The sequence below is a fragment of the Candidatus Methylacidiphilum fumarolicum genome (assembly GCF_949774925.1).
Classification (GTDB): Bacteria; Verrucomicrobiota; Verrucomicrobiia; order Methylacidiphilales; family Methylacidiphilaceae; genus Methylacidiphilum; species Methylacidiphilum fumarolicum.
Genome location: NZ_OX458932.1, coordinates 1,245,802 through 1,262,511, shown reverse-complemented (window position 1 = coordinate 1,262,511; position 16,710 = coordinate 1,245,802). Strand labels below are relative to the sequence as shown.

The 16,710-nt window shown below is 40.8% G+C and carries 15 protein-coding genes and 1 pseudogene; 8 read left to right on the top strand and 8 right to left on the bottom strand.

Annotated elements, in window-relative coordinates; genetic code table 11:
• Positions 1–7: 7 nt before the first annotated feature.
• The gene (locus tag QOL44_RS05765; RefSeq protein ID WP_045086898.1) at positions 8–2,836 is read right to left on the bottom strand and encodes a ribonucleoside-diphosphate reductase subunit alpha; all 2,829 of its coding nucleotides are present in this window, start codon (positions 2,834–2,836) and stop codon (positions 8–10) included.
• Positions 2,837–3,150: 314 nt separating this feature from the next.
• On the opposite strand from QOL44_RS05765, the pseudogene QOL44_RS05760 reads away from it, so the two are divergent.
• Both QOL44_RS05760 and QOL44_RS05755 read left to right on the top strand, forming a co-directional pair.
• Positions 3,151–3,474, top strand: a pseudogene (locus tag QOL44_RS05760) (ammonium transporter); the annotation flags it as partial.
• Positions 3,475–3,591: 117 nt separating this feature from the next.
• The gene (locus QOL44_RS05755; protein WP_009058654.1) at positions 3,592–4,005 is read left to right on the top strand and encodes a globin family protein; all 414 of its coding nucleotides are present in this window, start codon (positions 3,592–3,594) and stop codon (positions 4,003–4,005) included.
• Between the two features lie 458 nt (positions 4,006–4,463).
• Here the strand turns inward: QOL44_RS05755 and QOL44_RS05750 are convergent, their stop codons facing one another.
• Both QOL44_RS05750 and QOL44_RS05745 read right to left on the bottom strand, forming a co-directional pair.
• Positions 4,464–5,144: a ribonucleotide reductase N-terminal alpha domain-containing protein gene (locus QOL44_RS05750; protein ID WP_052671951.1), complete on the bottom strand. Its 681-nt coding sequence runs from the start codon at positions 5,142–5,144 to the stop codon at positions 4,464–4,466.
• 11 nt (positions 5,145–5,155) lie between these two features.
• On the bottom strand, positions 5,156–5,836 hold the full coding sequence (locus tag QOL44_RS05745) for an ATP cone domain-containing protein (protein WP_283401158.1): 681 nt from the start codon (positions 5,834–5,836) through the stop codon (positions 5,156–5,158).
• A 265-nt stretch (positions 5,837–6,101) separates the two neighbouring features.
• Here QOL44_RS05745 and QOL44_RS05740 point away from each other — a divergent pair, with 265 nt between their 5' ends.
• Positions 6,102–7,634 (top strand): ammonium transporter, encoded by a 1,533-nt coding sequence (locus QOL44_RS05740; protein WP_283401157.1) that lies wholly within the window; start codon positions 6,102–6,104, stop codon positions 7,632–7,634.
• A gap of 545 nt (positions 7,635–8,179) precedes the next feature.
• Positions 8,180–8,458 (top strand): DUF4242 domain-containing protein, encoded by a 279-nt coding sequence (locus tag QOL44_RS05735; protein ID WP_009058659.1) that lies wholly within the window; start codon positions 8,180–8,182, stop codon positions 8,456–8,458.
• Between the two features lie 6 nt (positions 8,459–8,464).
• Here the strand turns inward: QOL44_RS05735 and QOL44_RS05730 are convergent, their stop codons facing one another.
• Positions 8,465–8,785, bottom strand: a complete 321-nt coding sequence (locus QOL44_RS05730; protein ID WP_048814644.1) for a hypothetical protein — start codon at positions 8,783–8,785, stop codon at positions 8,465–8,467.
• Positions 8,786–8,851: 66 nt separating this feature from the next.
• Positions 8,852–9,382: a rhodanese-like domain-containing protein gene (locus QOL44_RS05725; RefSeq protein ID WP_009058662.1), complete on the bottom strand. Its 531-nt coding sequence runs from the start codon at positions 9,380–9,382 to the stop codon at positions 8,852–8,854.
• 139 nt (positions 9,383–9,521) lie between these two features.
• Between QOL44_RS05725 and QOL44_RS05720 the strand changes: the two genes are divergently transcribed.
• Positions 9,522–9,965, top strand: coding sequence for a YbhB/YbcL family Raf kinase inhibitor-like protein (locus QOL44_RS05720; protein ID WP_009058663.1), 444 nt, complete (start codon positions 9,522–9,524; stop codon positions 9,963–9,965).
• Between the two features lie 26 nt (positions 9,966–9,991).
• Positions 9,992–11,254 carry a PQQ-dependent sugar dehydrogenase gene (locus QOL44_RS05715; RefSeq protein WP_009058664.1) on the top strand — a complete coding sequence of 421 codons (1,263 nt, stop codon included), beginning with the start codon at positions 9,992–9,994 and terminating at the stop codon, positions 11,252–11,254.
• Between the two features lie 53 nt (positions 11,255–11,307).
• Here the strand turns inward: QOL44_RS05715 and QOL44_RS05710 are convergent, their stop codons facing one another.
• Together QOL44_RS05710 and QOL44_RS05705 are read right to left on the bottom strand one after the other, a co-directional pair.
• Positions 11,308–11,490 carry a hypothetical protein gene (locus tag QOL44_RS05710; RefSeq protein ID WP_009058665.1) on the bottom strand — a complete coding sequence of 61 codons (183 nt, stop codon included), beginning with the start codon at positions 11,488–11,490 and terminating at the stop codon, positions 11,308–11,310.
• Positions 11,491–11,568: 78 nt separating this feature from the next.
• Positions 11,569–12,351, bottom strand: coding sequence for an ROK family protein (locus tag QOL44_RS05705; RefSeq protein ID WP_009058667.1), 783 nt, complete (start codon positions 12,349–12,351; stop codon positions 11,569–11,571).
• A gap of 701 nt (positions 12,352–13,052) precedes the next feature.
• On the opposite strand from QOL44_RS05705, the gene QOL44_RS05700 reads away from it, so the two are divergent.
• Complete coding sequence (locus tag QOL44_RS05700) at positions 13,053–13,178, top strand: hypothetical protein (protein ID WP_283401156.1); 126 nt, start codon at positions 13,053–13,055, stop codon at positions 13,176–13,178.
• 1,082 nt (positions 13,179–14,260) lie between these two features.
• On the top strand, positions 14,261–14,566 hold the full coding sequence (locus QOL44_RS05695) for a hypothetical protein (protein WP_052671953.1): 306 nt from the start codon (positions 14,261–14,263) through the stop codon (positions 14,564–14,566).
• A gap of 609 nt (positions 14,567–15,175) precedes the next feature.
• On the opposite strand, the gene QOL44_RS05690 is transcribed toward QOL44_RS05695, so the two are convergent.
• Entirely contained in the window at positions 15,176–16,228 is a 1,053-nt protein-coding gene (locus QOL44_RS05690; protein WP_009058670.1) for an outer membrane protein, read from the bottom strand.
• Positions 16,229–16,710 lie beyond the last annotated feature (482 nt).

Below are 16,710 nucleotides of genomic sequence, written 5' to 3'. Positions count from 1 at the left end.
TGCATGCTCACTGACAGCTTTCGCATTCCGAATCAAGAGCACATGCGTTTTTTTCTTTATTTTCTCTTTCTACTTTAATGTTTGAGGAAGGACTCCTACTTTTCATCCATCGTGGCTGAATGCCTCGAACATTTATATCTAGAGTCGACTTTTCAACAGTTGTTGCTGCCCTTGATCTTAGATAATAGGTTGTTTTTAAACCCTTTTTCCAGCACATGATATACATTTGAGAGATTTTCCAGCCGTTTGGTTCATCAATATAAAGGTTTAGGGATTGTCCCATATCGATCCATTTCTGTCTACGGCTAGCGCATTCGATAAGCCATGAAGGATCAATTTCAAAAGCAGTGGCATATAGCTCCTTAAGGGATTCGGGTATTCTCTCGATGTGTTTGACCGATCCATCGTAATACTTTAAATCATCGACCATTTCCTGATCCCAAAGTTGCAGTTTTTTTAGGTCTTCAACCAAGTAAGGATTGATACTAATAAAATCCCCAGAAAGATTTGATTTGACATAGAGATTTTTGTAACTTGGCTCTATCGACTGAGAAACTCCCGTAATATTGGATATTGTTGCTGTGGGGGCTATAGCTAACAGACAGCTATTTCTTAGTCCATGCTCTTTAATTTTCTTCCTCACAAAATCCCAATCTTTTGTTCTGCTTTTGTCTACCTCTACAAATCCTCCTCTTTCCTGTTCCAACAATTCAATAGTATCGATGGGTAATAATCCTCTGTCCCATTTCGAACCACGAAAAGAAGGATACGCTCCCCGCTCCTTTGCTAGATTGCATGAAGATAGAATAGCATAATAGGAAATCATCTCCATAAGCCGATCTGAAAGTTCTACAGCCTGAACACTAGCATAAGGAACTTTTTTCCTATGGAGCAGGTCTTGAAATCCCATAATGCCAAGACCTACCGGTCTGTGTTTTAAATTAGAATTTCTGGCTTCGGGGATTGGATAAAAATTGATATCAATCACGTTATCTAGCATTCGGACAGCGATATTGATTGTGTTTTCGAGCTTTTTTTCATCTATATTATCCGACTCGTCCAAGTGAGCTAGAAGATTCACTGATCCTAAATTACAAACAGCAACTTCTTCGGCACTAGTGTTCAAAAGAATTTCAGTGCAAAGATTAGAACTATTGATAACCCCCACATGATCTTGAGGAGACCGAATGTTAGAGGGATCTTTAAAGGTAATCCAAGGATGGCCTGTTTCAAAAAGAAGGGTAAGCATTTTTCTCCAAAGGGTCATGGCTGAAACCCTTTTGAATAGTTTAATTTCCCCTTTATCTGCCATTTGTTCGTATTCGAGATATCTTTTCTCAAAAGCCTTTCCATAGAGATGATGCAGATCAGGCACATCACTGGGGCTGAAAAGCGTCCAACTGCCGTTTTCTAGGACCCTTTTCATAAAAAGATCTGGGATCCAATTTGCGGTGTTCATATCATGGGTACGCCGTCTCTCATCTCCTGTATTTTTTCGAAGCTCTAAAAAATCTTCTATATCCAAATGCCAGGTTTCCAAATAAGCGCACAAAGCCCCTTTTCTTTTGCCGCCTTGGTTTACAGCAACAGCCGTATCATTAGCCACTTTTAAGAAAGGGATTACCCCTTGACTTTTCCCATTTGTGCCACGAATCAATGAACCAGTCGCCCTCACATTGGTCCAATCATTGCCTAACCCTCCAGCCCATTTAGAAAGCTTAGCATTATCAGAAATAACCTTGAAGATGCTTTCCAGATCATCCTCTACAGTCAACAAATAACAAGAACTTAGCTGCGGATGCACGGTTCCAGAATTAAAGAGGGTAGGAGTAGAGGACATGAAAAGAAAGCTTGAGAGAGTGTCATAAAAAGTAATCGCCCAAGACTCTTTATCTGACTTTTCGTTCAATGCTAGGCCCATTGCTACCCGCATCCAGAAATATTGAGGTGTTTCAAATCTCCTTTCTTCATGATGGAGCAAATATCTGTCGTAAAGGGTCTGCAAGCCTAAGTAGGTAAATTGTTTGTCTCTTTCCAACTTGAGAGCTTGAGCCAGTCTTTCAAGATCAAATTCAAGCAATTGTGGAGACAATCGCCCGATCTTTACCCCGTATTGCACATAATTAGGAAAATAAGCCCTATGGTAGGCCGCTGTCTCATGGATACTAGGAACGATTAAAAGAGCTTCCTGATAGATTTTACTCAACATCAGTCGCGCAGCCACATAAGTATAAGCAGGTTCTTTTTCTACCCATGTCCTTGCCGTAAGAATCATAGCTTGCAGGATTTCTTCTTCTTTTATGTTGTCGTAAAGACCTCGAACCGTCTCTTCAGCAAGATCCCTCCACAAACAGCGATCTTCAAGACCCCTGCAAGCCTCCATAAGCATTCGATGTATCCATGCCAAATCCAATGGAACAGTATTCCCACGTCTATCGATCATGTGGATCGATGCCCCTTCTCTATTCTGTATAGTTCTAGCCTTGCCTCGCTCTGCCCTATAGAGGATATAACGCTTGGCTACGGTATGGTGTCCCAGCTCCATAAGCGTCAGTTCAACAAGGTCCTGTATTCGTTCTACTTCAAGCCTTTCTCCTCGATTGGCTAGTGCTGCTGATTTTATCGCCACTCGGTTGGTAATCTCTTCGATAGCTAAAAGATCTTCTTTGGAAAGATTATCCCCTGCACTTTTCTTTCTTTCCGCCCGAAACGCTTTTTCAACAGCAGCATAGATTCGACCAATATCAAAAGGGACCACTCGACCATCTCTTTTGACTATTGACAAATTAGAAAGACCGTAATCAAAACCAGAAAAAAAAAGCTGTTGGTGATCCATCATCGCCCTCCTAATATTGAAATTGGGAAAAATACTATATCAAACTTAATTGTTTGCATTTATTTCTTCCAAACACAATAAACGCTATATAATGTATATATATTTTTTAAAAATACTATTTGTTGTGTAGTATAAAAAAAGAAAAAAAACAAGGATCAAATTTTTAGGTCATCTCATTTAAGAATCTTGACATGGATTTTGCTTATTAGTTTTCGATGCAAAATCCTTCTTCTGTTGTCATTATAGATCGAAGTCATCCCAGAATGGAAGCATTTATTTTTTTGGGGATCTTGGCTGCCATTCTATTAATAGCCATGGGCATTGCTTTTACACATAAACAAAGCCCGGCCGCAGCCGCGCAAGCTACTTCTCCACCTCCAACATTGGAACAACGTGTTGCAGATCTCGAAGCATATATCACCAATTCTGGCCCGTCTGGAAGCAAGATTGCGGGAAGTTCAGGACCAAGACACAATGCCTGGCTTCTGATTTCTACCGCGCTGGCCCTCTTTATGACCCTTCCCGGTCTGGCTCTTTTTTATGGAGGACTAGTACGATCAAAAAACATTCTTTCAGTGCTTGCTCAATGCTTGGGTATTACAGGGCTTGTAACTGTGCTTTGGTGGGCAATAGGGTATAGAGGACTACATTGGTATGAAGCTTTCTAATACATTAAAAAAAATTAAAAAAGTCTTGAAGAAAATGAAGTTTTTTTTATAAATCTCTCACAAAAATTATGAATTATTTTGCTTTCTATGACTCAAGAACGAATAAAACTAATCCAAAAAAGTTGGCTCTATGTAATGGACAAGGCTGATGAAGCCGGACGCCTTTTTTACAAAAGGCTTTTTGAAGTAGAACCTAATGTACGATCTCTTTTTAAAGAGAATATTGAAAAACAAGGTAAAAAATTAATAGATGTCATAAATTGGATCGTTTTAAACCTTCAAGATATCGATACGGTTTTTGGTGGTGCAAAAGAATTAGCCCGTCGGCATGTTAGGTATGGTGTGCAAGTGGAACATTATCCGTTGGTTGGTCACACTCTTATTTGGACACTTGGAAATATCATTGGGAAAGAATGGACAAAAGAATTGGAACAAGCCTGGACAGAGGCTTATGAAGCCCTGTCCCAGGTTATGATTGAGGAGCATAAAAAAGGCCAATAAAAAAAAGCCAATCTTTCGAAGATCTCATACGGCATCTGGAACAAGAGCTTTGTTAAATAATATCTGATCTTTTTGCAGCGAACCCAGGTATTCTTGGTATCGTCATTGCTACAAATATGGAAGCTACGGTTAGCCGATGTAGTTTCTCAAACTGTTTAAACATTATTGTTTCGGTTGTCAGTTCCACTATTGAACATGCCAAAAGGCTATGTGAATTAGTAGGAGCAGGAAATATATTGGAAACAAATATCACCGGAAGTCAGGTGTAACTTTACATTTGCATGGTTGGCCTCCATTCGGCCATTAGGGTCCTTTATCCTATCCATTCTTATGAATGGCATGATCACTCTTTTGCTTTGAAAGGTGGCTGAAAAAATCACAATCCTTTTGCTTACTTTTCCTTAACAAAAAATAATAACTTCAGATTTAAAATTAAAAACTATAAACAAATATATTACTTAAATCAATGGAAAGAAAAGATCTAGGATCCAATTTACGGTGTTCATATCATGAGCACGCCATCTCTCATCTCCTGTATTTTTTTGAAGCTCTAAAAAATCTTCTATATCCAAATGCCAGGTTTCCAAATAAGCGCACAAGGCCCCTTTTCTTTTGCCGCCTTGGTTTACAGCAACAGCCGTATCATTAGCCACTTTTAAGAAAGGGATTACCCCTTGACTTTTCCCATTTGTGCCACGAATCAATGAACCAGTCGCCCTCACATTGGTCCAATCATTGCCTAACCCTCCAGCCCATTTAGAAAGCTTAGCATTATCAGAAATAACCTTGAAGATGCTTTCCAGATCATCCTCTACAGTCAACAAATAACAAGAACTTAGCTGCGGATGCACGGTTCCAGAATTAAAGAGGGTAGGAGTAGAGGACATGAAAAGAAAGCTTGAGAGAGTGTCATAAAAAGTAATCGCCCAAGACTCTTTATCTGACTTTTCGTTCAATGCTAGGCCCATTGCTACCCGCATCCAGAAATATTGAGGTGTTTCAAATCTCCTTTCTTCATGATGGAGCAAATATCTGTCGTAAAGGGTCTGCAAGCCTAAGTAGGTAAATTGTTTGTCTCTTTCCAACTTGAGAGCTTGAGCCAGTCTTTCAAGATCAAATTCAAGCAATTGTGGAGACAATCGCCCGATCTTTACCCCGTATTGCACATAATAGGAAAATAAGCCCTATGGTAGGCCGCTGTCTCATGGATACTAGGAACGATTAAAAGAGCTTCCTGATAGATTTTACTCAACATCAGTCGCGCAGCCACATAAGTATAAGCAGGTTCTTTTTCTACCCATGTCCTTGCCGTAAGAATCATAGCTTGCAGGATTTCTTCTTCTTTTATGTTGTCGTAAAGACCTCGAACCGTCTCTTCAGCAAGATCCCTCCACAAACAGCGATCTTCAAGACCCCTGCAAGCCTCCATAAGCATTCGATGTATCCATGCCAAATCCAATGGAACAGTATTCCCACGTCTATCGATCATGTGGATCGATGCCCCTTCTCTATTCTGTATAGTTCTAGCCTTGCCTCGCTCTGCCCTATAGAGGATATAACGCTTAGCTACGGTATGGTGTCCCAGCTCCATAAGCGTCAGTTCAACAAGGTCCTGTATTCGTTCTACTTCAAGCCTTTCTCCTCGATTGGCTAGTGCTGCTGATTTTATCGCCACTCGGTTGGTAATCTCTTCGATAGCTAAAAGATCTTCTCTGGAAAGATTATCCCCTGCCCTTTTCTTTCTTTCCGCCCAAAACGCTTTTTCAACGGCAGCATAGATTCGACTAATATCAAAAGGGACCACTCGACCATCTCTTTTGACGATCGACAAATTAGAAAGACCGTAATCAAACCCAGAAAAAAAAGCTGTTGGTGATCCATCATCGCCCTCCTAATATTGAAATTAGGAAAAATACTATATCAAACTTAATTGTCTGCATTTATTTCTTCCAAACACAATAAACGCTATATAATGTATATATATTTTTTAAAAATACTATTTGTTGTGTAGTATAAAAAAAGAAAAAAAACAAGGATCAATTTTTTAGGCCATCTCATTTAAGAATCTTGGCATGGATTTTGCTTATTAGTTTTCGATGAAAAATCCTTCTTCTGTTGTCATTATAGATCGAAGTCGTCCCAGAATGGAAGCATTTATTTTTTTGGGGATCTTGGCTGCCATTCTATTAATAGCCATGGGCATTGCTTTTACACATAAACAAAGCCCGGCCGCAGCCGCGCAAGCTACTTCTCCACCTCCAACATTGGAACAACGTGTTGCAGGTCTCGAAGCATATATCACCAATTCTGACCCGTCTGGAAGCAAGATTGCGGGAAGTTCAGGACCAGGACACAATGCCTGGCTTCTGACTTCTACCGCGCTGGTCCTCTTTATGACCCTTCCCGGTCTGGCTCTTTTTTATGGAGGACTAGTACGATCAAAAAACATTCTTTCAGTGCTTGCTCAATGCTTGGGTATTACAGGGCTTGTAACTGTGCTTTGGTGGGCAATAGGGTATAGTCTTGTTTTTGGAACGAATTTTTCAGGTAGTCCACTTGGTTATTTTCTTGGTGGGACAGAATATTTCTTTCTTAAGGGCGTCGACTCAGCCCCGAATACAAACTATTCCTTCTGGGTTTCACAAAATGTCTATTGCATGTTCCAAATGATGTTTGCTGTTATTACTCCTGCTTTAATCATGGGAGGCATTGCAGAACGGATGAAGTATTCAGCTGTTTTAATTTTTATAACATTATGGATGCTTTTTGTCTATTTTCCTCAAGCTCATATGGTTTGGGGAGCAAGCGGTATGATGAATGGGGTATTTAACTCAGGAGCAAAGATTCCAGCTATTGATTTTGCTGGAGGAACGGTGGTCCATATGACCTCAGGATGGTCAGCATTGATCTTGGCTCTATTGCTTGGCAAAAGAAAGGGATTTGGAACAGAACCTATAATTCCTAATAACATGACTTACTGTATGGTTGGAGCAGCCATTCTTTGGATTGGATGGTATGGATTTAATGCTGGTAGTGCAGTGGCAGCGGATGGAATTGCTGCTAACGCTTTCATGACTACAACACTGGCCACGGCGGTAGCTTCTCTTACTTGGCCCATGCTTGAATATACTCTAAAGGGAACTCCAACAGTTCTTGGGTTTTCCACAGGAGCGGTAGCTGGTCTGGTGGCTATCACTCCTGCCTGCGGTTTTGTTAATAGCACAGGAGCAGTGATAATCGGACTGGCAGCAGGGATTATTCCTTATTTTGCCTGCTCAGTTATTAAGCCACTTTTAAAATACGATGACGCTCTCGATGCTTTCGGAGTTCATGGAGTAGGAGGTATGCTTGGAGCGTTTTTAACGGGAGTCTTTGTCGATCCTGCAGTCAATGCCAATTTGTTAAGTGAGGCGGTGGCAAAGAAAAATGGTCTAGCAGCAAGTGTCACTAGTGGCACTTTGTGGATAGCTCAGTTAAAAGCTATATTGATCACAATTGTTGTTGCTACCCTGGCTTCAGTTATCATTGGTTTTGTTGTAAAAGCTCTTGTTGGATTACGAGTTGATGAAGAAGTAGAAACTCAAGGGCTTGATATTTCTGAGCACGGGGAACAAGGCTATTCAATCTAATATATTACCTACCTCCTCTTTGTAAAAGTTAAAAGGGCTTCATGCATTCCCAATGAAGCCCTTTTTTGTGCTCTTTTCACTCGGCATGCTTTCAGCATGTATGACAACCGATGTCAAAAAGCAATTAACATGAAAGCCGAATAATTTTCCACTAGAGAGCTTAATAACGTAGTCTCCTTGTTTTTTGGTCTATTATATGAAAACCAAACTAGCCCAAGATTAAGAAGATAAGAAATCTTTCAATTCGTTTACTTTTGTGCCATCTGCAATTGATCCTCTTTTTCCATTTTCTGTAGAGAGCATGTTGCTTCGTTGAGTCCTGAATATAGGTTTACATCGCTAATGCGTTTTTAGAATATTATGAATTTTGATCCAATCCTTCAAATCTCTTTAGAGATTTGAAGGATTGGTAAAAACAAAAATAAACGCTTAGAAAGCTAGGTTATCTCAGGCAATTGAAAAAAAATGATTGCCAAAAAGTAATCGAATAGGCTAATTCTTTCTTGTAATTTACAATATGCAATCTTTAACAAGAAAGGAACGGTATGCCTAGATATGTTATTGAAAGAGAGATTTCTGGAGCAGGAAACTTATCAAATGAAGAACTTGCCAAAATATCCGCCAAATCCTGTTCGATTTTAGATAAAATGGGTCCACAAATTCAATGGATAGAAAGTTACGTTACTGGAGATAAAATCTATTGTATCTATATCGCTCCAGATGAAAAAACCATTCGAGAACATGCAGCTCAAGGAGGATTTCCAGCCAATCGAATTGCAGAGATTAAAAACATTATATCCCCCTTTACGGCTCAAAATAAATAACATCCGTTACCTTAATGTCAGCTGCGTTACTTGATCAATGCCCTTATTTTTTAAAACAATATAAGGGCATTTTTTCCCCATTCTATTATTAGTAAAATCTTTTTGGGTATTTGAAAAAGATTTCTTCTTATCGAAGGACATTTCGGCAAGCTCTCTTACCTTGACTTTTCCTTCTGGAACTACCACCTTTTCTGCCCCCATAATTGGAAGGATTGTGAGCCGATACCCTTTTGTCGTAAGCATTATATCCGCTCTTGCAGACTCCCCTCCAAAAATCACAACAAAAATAGCAGCAAGAAGAAAAGATAAATTAATTTTTCTTTTCATAGTATACATAATAAAAGGGGAAAATAGATTTCCTTCAACTATTAAAAATAGTAAAAGATATCATTTTTATAATCCCTTTTCTATTGGATAGCCTTTCCTAATCCAGTCTTGAGCAAAATCATGAGGAATAAATAGAACTTTAAGATTTGTGAATTCCTTTTGTTTGAGAGCATTAAATGCTGGCCGAATATTGGGACATTGGTTCCATGGACAGCATCCGCAATAAAGAACGATCTGTTGATTCTTAGAAAGTCCAAAGACTTTTTTCTCTAAACTAGCAATCCCCTCTTTGTCCTTTCCTGAACCAACATAAATCGATCCTGGGATATGGCTAGCCTTGTAAAGAAAAGAAAATCCCACATGGAAAATAACAAGATCTTTTTTTTCGTCGCTTTTTCTCAAAGCTTCGACAAGTTCTTGTGGAGTGATAACTTCATCCCTTTTCCAGGGGTCTTGAGGATTGATCTCAATTTCTTCACTTTCCTTATCAAGGGCAGTAAAATCGATTTTTGAGTTTTGCCCTCGGCCAAAGGGGATAAAGAAAAAAAGGAGAACTATCAACCAGACTATAGCTTTCCATTCATTCTTTGTATTCAACTTGCTTTCTTTCCTTTGTTATTCTTATTCTCAATGGACTTGATTTTCAAGCAGCTACCAGCTAAAAAAAATTATGGCCGCTAAGTGGTTATTCCTTTCTTTTGTCTTCTTTACTTTTTACATAAACAAAGGATTGTCTATGAAGTTGTCTTCACCGGATTTTGAAAATGGTCAGCCATTACCTTCTTTCTGTGCTTATGGGGCTGAAAATAAATCTCCAGAATTGAAATTGGAAGATGTTCCACAAAACACGAAGTCCTTAGCACTCGTTATGGATGATCCTGATGCTCCACGAGGAACTTGGGTACATTGGGTATTATGGAATATACCGCCTGATGTCCACACGATAAAAAAGGGACAAACACCTGATGGCGCTGTCCCTGGCAGGAATGATTTTGGTAATACCAGATACGACGGTCCTGCTCCCCCATCTGGAGTTCATCGTTATTATTTTCGGGCTTATGCGCTCGACCAAATATTGAATTTACCGAAAGGATCCACCAAAAGCGATTTACTAAAAAAAATCCATGGTCATGTCCTTGCTTCTGCCGAGCTGATGGGGACTTTCGCTGCTTCTAGATAATCGATCTATAAAAAATACTCGCTGCAATGAATGTCTGTAATAAAATAACAGTCCTTCTCTTTGTCTTTTTATGCTTGTTGTGGATAAAAGAGGGCCATGCCTTACTCATCAGCGAAAACATGAGTCCTCAGAAAATTACGATTGATCTTCAAAAACTTCCAAAGCCTGTAGTCCATGGTTCAAACAACTGGCCTCAAATTGTTCCACCACCTGCCAAAGCCACTCTTCATCTTCCTCCTGGATTCAAAGTAAACATTTATGCAAAGGATTTAGATAATCCTCGATGGCTTGCCCTAACGCCTACAGGAGATGTTCTTGTTGCTGAATCCTACTCAAGCCGAATCATGTTGCTTGAAGACAACGACAAAGATGGCGTTGTAGATAAAATTTCAATTTTTGCTGATATTTCCAATGGTCTCCACTTACCTTTTGGAATGGTATTTTCTAAGGACTCTTTTTATGTTGCCAACACCGATGGTGTGCTTGTCTTTCCTTACAAAGAAGGGCAAAAAAAACTAGAAGGAAGAGGGAGAAAGATTCTTTCTCTGCCAGGGAGTGGCAATCATTGGAGCCGGACTTTAGCTTTGTCACCTGATGGTCAAGTTCTTTTTGTTACTGTTGGTTCAAAAACCAATGTAGATGAAGATCCTCCTCCTAGGGCATCCATCGTAACCTTGAAGATAAAATCAAACAGCTCAGAGATTTATGCTAGAGGCTTAAGAAACCCGGTAGGGCTCGCCTTTTATCCTCATAGCTCGGATCTTTATGTTACAGTAAACGAAAGAGATTGGCTTGGTGATGATCTTGTGCCTGATTACTTAACACGAGTCGAAAAAGGGGCATTCTATGGATGGCCTTATTGTTATTTAAGTCCTGAATTTATCGATCCACGTTGGAAAAATAGAATTGAAGGAACGAAAGCAAAGGAGCTTATACAATCGACAAAAACTCCTGATGTTCTCTTTCAAAGTCATTCTGCAGCTCTTGGTTTAGCCTTTCCTCCCCCTGATTCTAACTTGCCAGAACATTACAAAAACGGGGCCTTTGTAGCTCTTCATGGCTCTTGGAATAGAAAGCAGGCGACTGGATATAAGATTGTTTTTGTTCCTTTTGGAGAAAACCATCGGCCTAAAGGATATTACGAAGACTTTATGACTGGCTTTTTGCTTAATTCTTATCCTTCCAAAACCTGGGGAAGACCATGTGGCCTATTATTCTTGCCGGATGGAAGTCTTCTTTTAGCTGATGATGGGAATAATATCATTTACCGGATTTTCTATGCTGAATAACCATCTCCTCCAAATGGGCAAAATATTTTTAATTTTGTATTATAACATTTTACCTAAGGCTGAGAAGGAGAAGGAATCTTAGCCTGCTGCTCTTTTTGCATCCTTTCTAATCCATTCTCAATAGCTTTATTCTCTACAACTTGCCTTTGAGTCCTTTCGAAAAGATGGGTCAGATGTGGAGCAAAAAACAGCAATATAAACGCTAGAACAACAAGTAATGCTTTTACTATTTTCATTCTAAGAATTTATGAAAATAATCCCCCATGTCAATACATGTAAGCTCATCATAATTCTTTGGAAAAGCTCTTTATAAATTAGTGCTTAGGGCGAAAAAACATGTTTGAACAAAATTCCTTAGGGATGCCTTCCCAAAGCCTAATTCCTCCTAAAAATGCAAATTGATTGCTTCCCAAAAATGTATTTGAAGGTAAATCATTAAGAAATTTTGAATTTCCTCCTCCTACGACTACATAATCGACTTGAAGCATATATCGGAAAAGCTCAATCGCTTTAAGAACATGCCGATTCCATTTTCTATGACCTAATTCTTTTAATCCTTCCGTGCTCACATATTCCTCTACCGTTTTGCCTCTGCGATAGGGACAAGCTTGAAGTTCAAGAGGCTGTAAAGTACCTTTAACAATAAGAGCCGATCCAAGTCCTGTCCCAAGACCTAAAAATAGCATAGTTCCTCCCCAATAACTTCCCAATGCCTGCATCGCCGCATCATTAATTACTTTGCAAGGTAACCCAAAAGCAGCTGTAAAATCATAATTCTTCCAACCTAACCCCAAATGTTTTGGCTCTTCTATTGGCTTGTTGTCTTTAACTGGCCCTGGAAAACCGATTGCAATCTTAGAGTATTTTTTTTTCAAAACATCTCGCTGGACTGCTTCGATAAGTTTTTTAGGCGTAAAATCCTTCCCTGAAGGTATTTTTTTCACGTCGTCTACTTCTGAACAATAGACTTTGACATTATGCCCCCCAATGTCGATTACGAGAAGATCTTTTGCCTTAGAAAATTCTGAACTTGTAGAAGAAATAAATAAAGATTGAGGGCTATCAAAAGTCCTTTCAATCGATTTTTTCTGGATCATCTCTTTTATACAAAATAAACTACAGTAAAACGCTATTTGTTCTTTCTATCTAACATTTTTCCATTTTCTTCCCATGTAGATCTTTCTCTCCATGAAAAATTACTGGAATACAGGAATACAAGGCATAATATTTTCTCGACAAACTATTTACTTTTCCAATTCAAAAGAATTGCTTTTTAAAAGTAAAGAATCGTTATTGCTATTGCCTGCCAATCTAGTTATAAATAGATAAGGCGAACATCTATTCGCCGAAGAAGTTTGGTGTGCTGATTGGTTAGAGCCTAAACAGGCAGCAATGATTATCGTCTAGAAGGGTGTTGCTTGCCTAACAGACCCCGACAAACCGGCGGTATTCCCCCCACGAGGACTACCTTGCGGGGGATCAATCAAAAGACACGACGAGAACGTCGCACCAGTTTGCATACAAAAGTCTCAAGCTCTGGGCAAAAGGAGGATCTGAAGGATCAGTGGGAAGCGCTGGAACGGTTCTGCCTGTCACAAAGCAATACGGTGGCTGAACGGCTTGGGGATTGAAAGCAGCGGACTAAACTACAAGAGAAAGAATTTTTTCACGTCTGATGGAGCTGGAGGAATGGGCCGAGATCTCCGGGATCATTGTCGCCACAAGGACCGGCTGTTCCGGTTCGGTTTTGAATGGCCCCTAGAAGTCTTGCTTCTCTCTTAGGACTAAACTTCCCGTCATGAACGGGCAAGTCCCTCTTTCCACAGGAAGAAATGCCCAAAGAGCTCCTTGTGATCCTTCCCTACTTTCCCAAGCCCTCTTTTCGGTTTGCTCAAATACAAAAGAAAAGACCAGGGAGCAATAGGGAAAGCCAATGAGGCCGGATAAGACGATGTGCCGAACGATCCCGAGCAGAAAGCCTGCCTGCTCAACCGGAAGAAGCGCAAGATGCTATAGGATCTCTGCCTTCGCTCCGCAGCCGAAAAAGAGCGGTTTCTCGCCTCTTTCTTTGGCTTGAACCGCTTCGTGGAAAGCCTCGGCGAACGCGGAGAGCGGGACAAGCTTGTGACGGAAGACCATGCTAGTCCAAACGGGTTGCAGGACCGGATATGGAAGCGGGCGCTCCAGGATGCCTACGAGACGGTTGATAAGTGGCTGTTCGTCTCCTTGGCGGTGATCGGTTCGAAGATCTGCCGCAGGGAAGGAAGGACAGAAACCAAAAAGCGATTTACCTTTTAGACGCTGCGTTCTGCCAGGCGAATCTCCCTGCTTCTGCGAGGAGAAGCCGTCGAGGCCTCAGCCTTTCCGGTTTCCTGGGAAAGGTAAGTGCCATTCTCCTGTGACTGCGCAGGGACTTACGAAAGCTCATCGGAAGGCTGCCAAGAAATGATCGAGCCGCTCGGCGAGTTTCAACACCTGCATGTACCGGACCTTCGAGGAGAAGGGAGAGTACAGTATATCTCCCTCATGGGTCTTGAGAGCGGCAAGTCGTAGATTCGGGGCGACATCCGCCTCGTTCTGAACGAGAGGCGGGTGGAGATCCATTATTCAGCGGCAGTGAAGATTTCGAAGCGACGGGAAGGCGAAGCCGGTGGCATCGAAGCCGGTCTCTCCAAAGTCTTCACCGACGATCATGGGAAGCGGTATGGGAAAAGCTGCGGTGAGCTGCTCGTCCGGTTGTCTTGCGTTCACTAGGAGAAGGGAGAGAAGCGGGGCAGGCTTCAGGCGATCCGGGGGAATGCCAAGGGCTCGTTTAAGACCAGGTGGATCGGCAGAAACAACCTGAGCGGAGAAAAGCGCTGAATGCGGCTGCGCAAGATGCAGTCGACAATCGAGCGGCAAATAAATACAAGCCTAAGCCTTCCTCTTATATTACGAAGACCTTCAGTACTTGTTTCTGAGGTCCTACATATAATATGGGAACGCCAAAAGTAAAGAGCATTCCCGGTGCATCATCCAGATGCGGACCGAGGCGCTTCGGGAGCGAATCGAATTGCTGTTGACAGGGGGAGGTTCTCGACCAGAGAGAGGTCCATCCAGCCTATAGCTTTTGGGCTCTGTCCTCGGTGCGGGTATATCCATTCCAAAGAACAGCGCCAGAGACCGGTTCGCATGTCTGCATTTCGGGTACGAGAGCCGTATGGATCGGGTTGGGGCATGCAACTTCAAAAAAGGGATCAGGGATCCGGAGATATCCCTGTAGACACCGCAGAACTGGCTGCATGCGATGCAATTGGAGAGGTTTACCCGTAATAGTGGGATACTGCCCGATTGGAATCCCAATGAAGGAGACTGTTCCAGAGCGGACGACTCCAGGCATCGGCCAACCGCAGCGGATGGAGGCGAAGCGGGAGCGGTTCCATCGCGACTCGTGGGAGCGTCGGTGGATCGCCCGTTGTCGATCCATCAAAACACACCGTTCCTCAGGAGAACGAAACGGTCTTGACAATTCCGGGTTATCCCGGTCCAAAATCAAGGCGAAAAGAACGAACTTGGGTCAGGCGTAAGCAGGGCTCAAGGATGTTTTTAGGAGCAGTAATAAAATAAAGCTAAAGAAAAATCATATTTTTCATTGTCGTCGAAAAGGAATGCAGATAAGTGTACAGTTCCTTTCCTATTGAAGAGCTTCTATGATCGGATGGGTTCTCACAGGCGAATTTTCTCGGCTATTACAAAAAGTCTCCTATCGCACCATCCATTAAAAGAATAGCCAAAAGAAAAAATTTTAGTTCAGGATGTATAAGTTGAATATAAAGGAAAGATCCAACGAAGAAGCACCTACCTTACTCCAGCTATGAAGCGCTAAAGTGATTATATTGACGTTGTTTCAATTTATGCTCAGCTAAAATTCTTTATTTTTTATCAAAAATTATATCTGATCCCTCCAAGGGCCATGTTGAAAGACTGAGGATATTTTATTAACATGGTATTCCCATTGATCATTTGATAAGAAAATTCAGTTTCTTTTATCCAAAGTATTTTATATTCAATAAAAGCAGTCCAATGATCGGTAAAATTGTATTGTACCCCAGCAAGACCTTGCCCTACAAAGGCTCCCTGAGAGTAGCTATGACCGGAAAGATAATTTATCCCACCCGGAGCAATAAAATTAGTTCCTGAAGAATCGAGATAAGCCCCACCAATACCTCCTCCTATATAGGGAACAATCTTAGTAGGATTCACAAATCGAATCACGCCATCAAAAACAAAGATACCCATATTTAATTGAGAATTAAATCCATACGGAGTGTTAGTCATGGGGGTGCCTGCGACTCCTCCTACTAAAGTAGAAGAAATATTTTCTTGACCTATATAATAAGCTTCAAATTGAGCAGCCGGTTGAAGCCAATAATCGCCATGAGAATCTAGCTTGTAGGAAGAAAAGTTATAACCAACTTGAATTCCTCCTACCCCAGCAGTATCCCCATGTGTTTTCCCACCAGCAGAAAACAAGGGTGGAGAATTCAGAGCACTTATTCCATTACTCATTGGAAAGGCTGCACCTCCAAAAATACCGAAATAAATTCCAGTTTTTGGACCCAGAGCTTCTTCCTTACTTATCTCTTTTGGATTTTTTATTTCATTTCCTTCTTTCTGGGATGGAGCTTGAGAAGCCGTATCTTGTTGAGGAGAAGTGTTCTCAGCGTCTCCTTCGGCTCTAGCCTGAGTATCAGAAGAAACGGTAGAGGCACTATTATTTAAGCTTGCTGAAGAAGCATCCTTTATGGGGGTAGCATTTTCTTCTGTCTGATTTTCCTGAGTTGTAACTGGCTGATTAGTATCCACAACAGGTATTTCTTGTCCATAAAGTGAAAAACCAAGAAAACAAAAAGGTAAAATACTTAGGCACAGGTTCCAAAAGAAAGTTCGCCAGAAATAGCGATTTGTCTTACAATTATAAAAAAAAGGATTCATTTTAACCTCTTGTGATCGTTCTTCCTCATTTTTAACTGTTAGCAAAAATTCTTACTACTCTCCTATTATAAAAAGCAAATTCCAGACCTTCTTATTCCCGTCTTTTTTTATTTTAAAGCTCATCCCCCGCTTCCTTTTTTTAACAAAATCAATAGTTCCTTGCACGTTACATTTTTGTTACAATTCCATTGCTCAGGACTCTTGATTCTATAAGCAAAGGAGCCATTTCATTCTTTTTTTAGTCTAAATATTCTGATATTTAAAAAAAATTCTGTGGATGGAAAAGGTTATTTGGTTTGAAAAATGAATAGTTAATAAGAGCATAGCAATTTTTTTCCCCTGTTCGGTCAAAAGAAATGAGCAACTGTTTTTGTTGTGATCTACAGGATCCATTTTAGCGCAATGTAGGGGTGATTAGATGGCTTAGTTTTAACACAGTAAAAATCACCAACATTGATACAGGGAGGAAGATGTCAACAACA

Coding starts and splice junctions, on each gene's coding strand:
- QOL44_RS05730 (WP_048814644.1), bottom strand. CDS start 8,785: ATGAAAAGAAAAATTAATTTATCTTTTCTTCTTGCTGCTATTTTTGTT.
- QOL44_RS05735 (WP_009058659.1), top strand. CDS start 8,180: ATGCCTAGATATGTTATTGAAAGAGAGATTTCTGGAGCAGGAAACTTA.
- QOL44_RS05705 (WP_009058667.1), bottom strand. CDS start 12,351: ATGATCCAGAAAAAATCGATTGAAAGGACTTTTGATAGCCCTCAATCT.
- QOL44_RS05755 (WP_009058654.1), top strand. CDS start 3,592: ATGACTCAAGAACGAATAAAACTAATCCAAAAAAGTTGGCTCTATGTA.
- QOL44_RS05740 (WP_283401157.1), top strand. CDS start 6,102: ATGAAAAATCCTTCTTCTGTTGTCATTATAGATCGAAGTCGTCCCAGA.
- QOL44_RS05715 (WP_009058664.1), top strand. CDS start 9,992: ATGAATGTCTGTAATAAAATAACAGTCCTTCTCTTTGTCTTTTTATGC.
- QOL44_RS05765 (WP_045086898.1), bottom strand. CDS start 2,836: ATGGATCACCAACAGCTTTTTTTTTCTGGTTTTGATTACGGTCTTTCT.
- QOL44_RS05690 (WP_009058670.1), bottom strand. CDS start 16,228: ATGAATCCTTTTTTTTATAATTGTAAGACAAATCGCTATTTCTGGCGA.
- QOL44_RS05720 (WP_009058663.1), top strand. CDS start 9,522: ATGAAGTTGTCTTCACCGGATTTTGAAAATGGTCAGCCATTACCTTCT.
- QOL44_RS05700 (WP_283401156.1), top strand. CDS start 13,053: ATGAACGGGCAAGTCCCTCTTTCCACAGGAAGAAATGCCCAAAGAGCT.
- QOL44_RS05710 (WP_009058665.1), bottom strand. CDS start 11,490: ATGAAAATAGTAAAAGCATTACTTGTTGTTCTAGCGTTTATATTGCTG.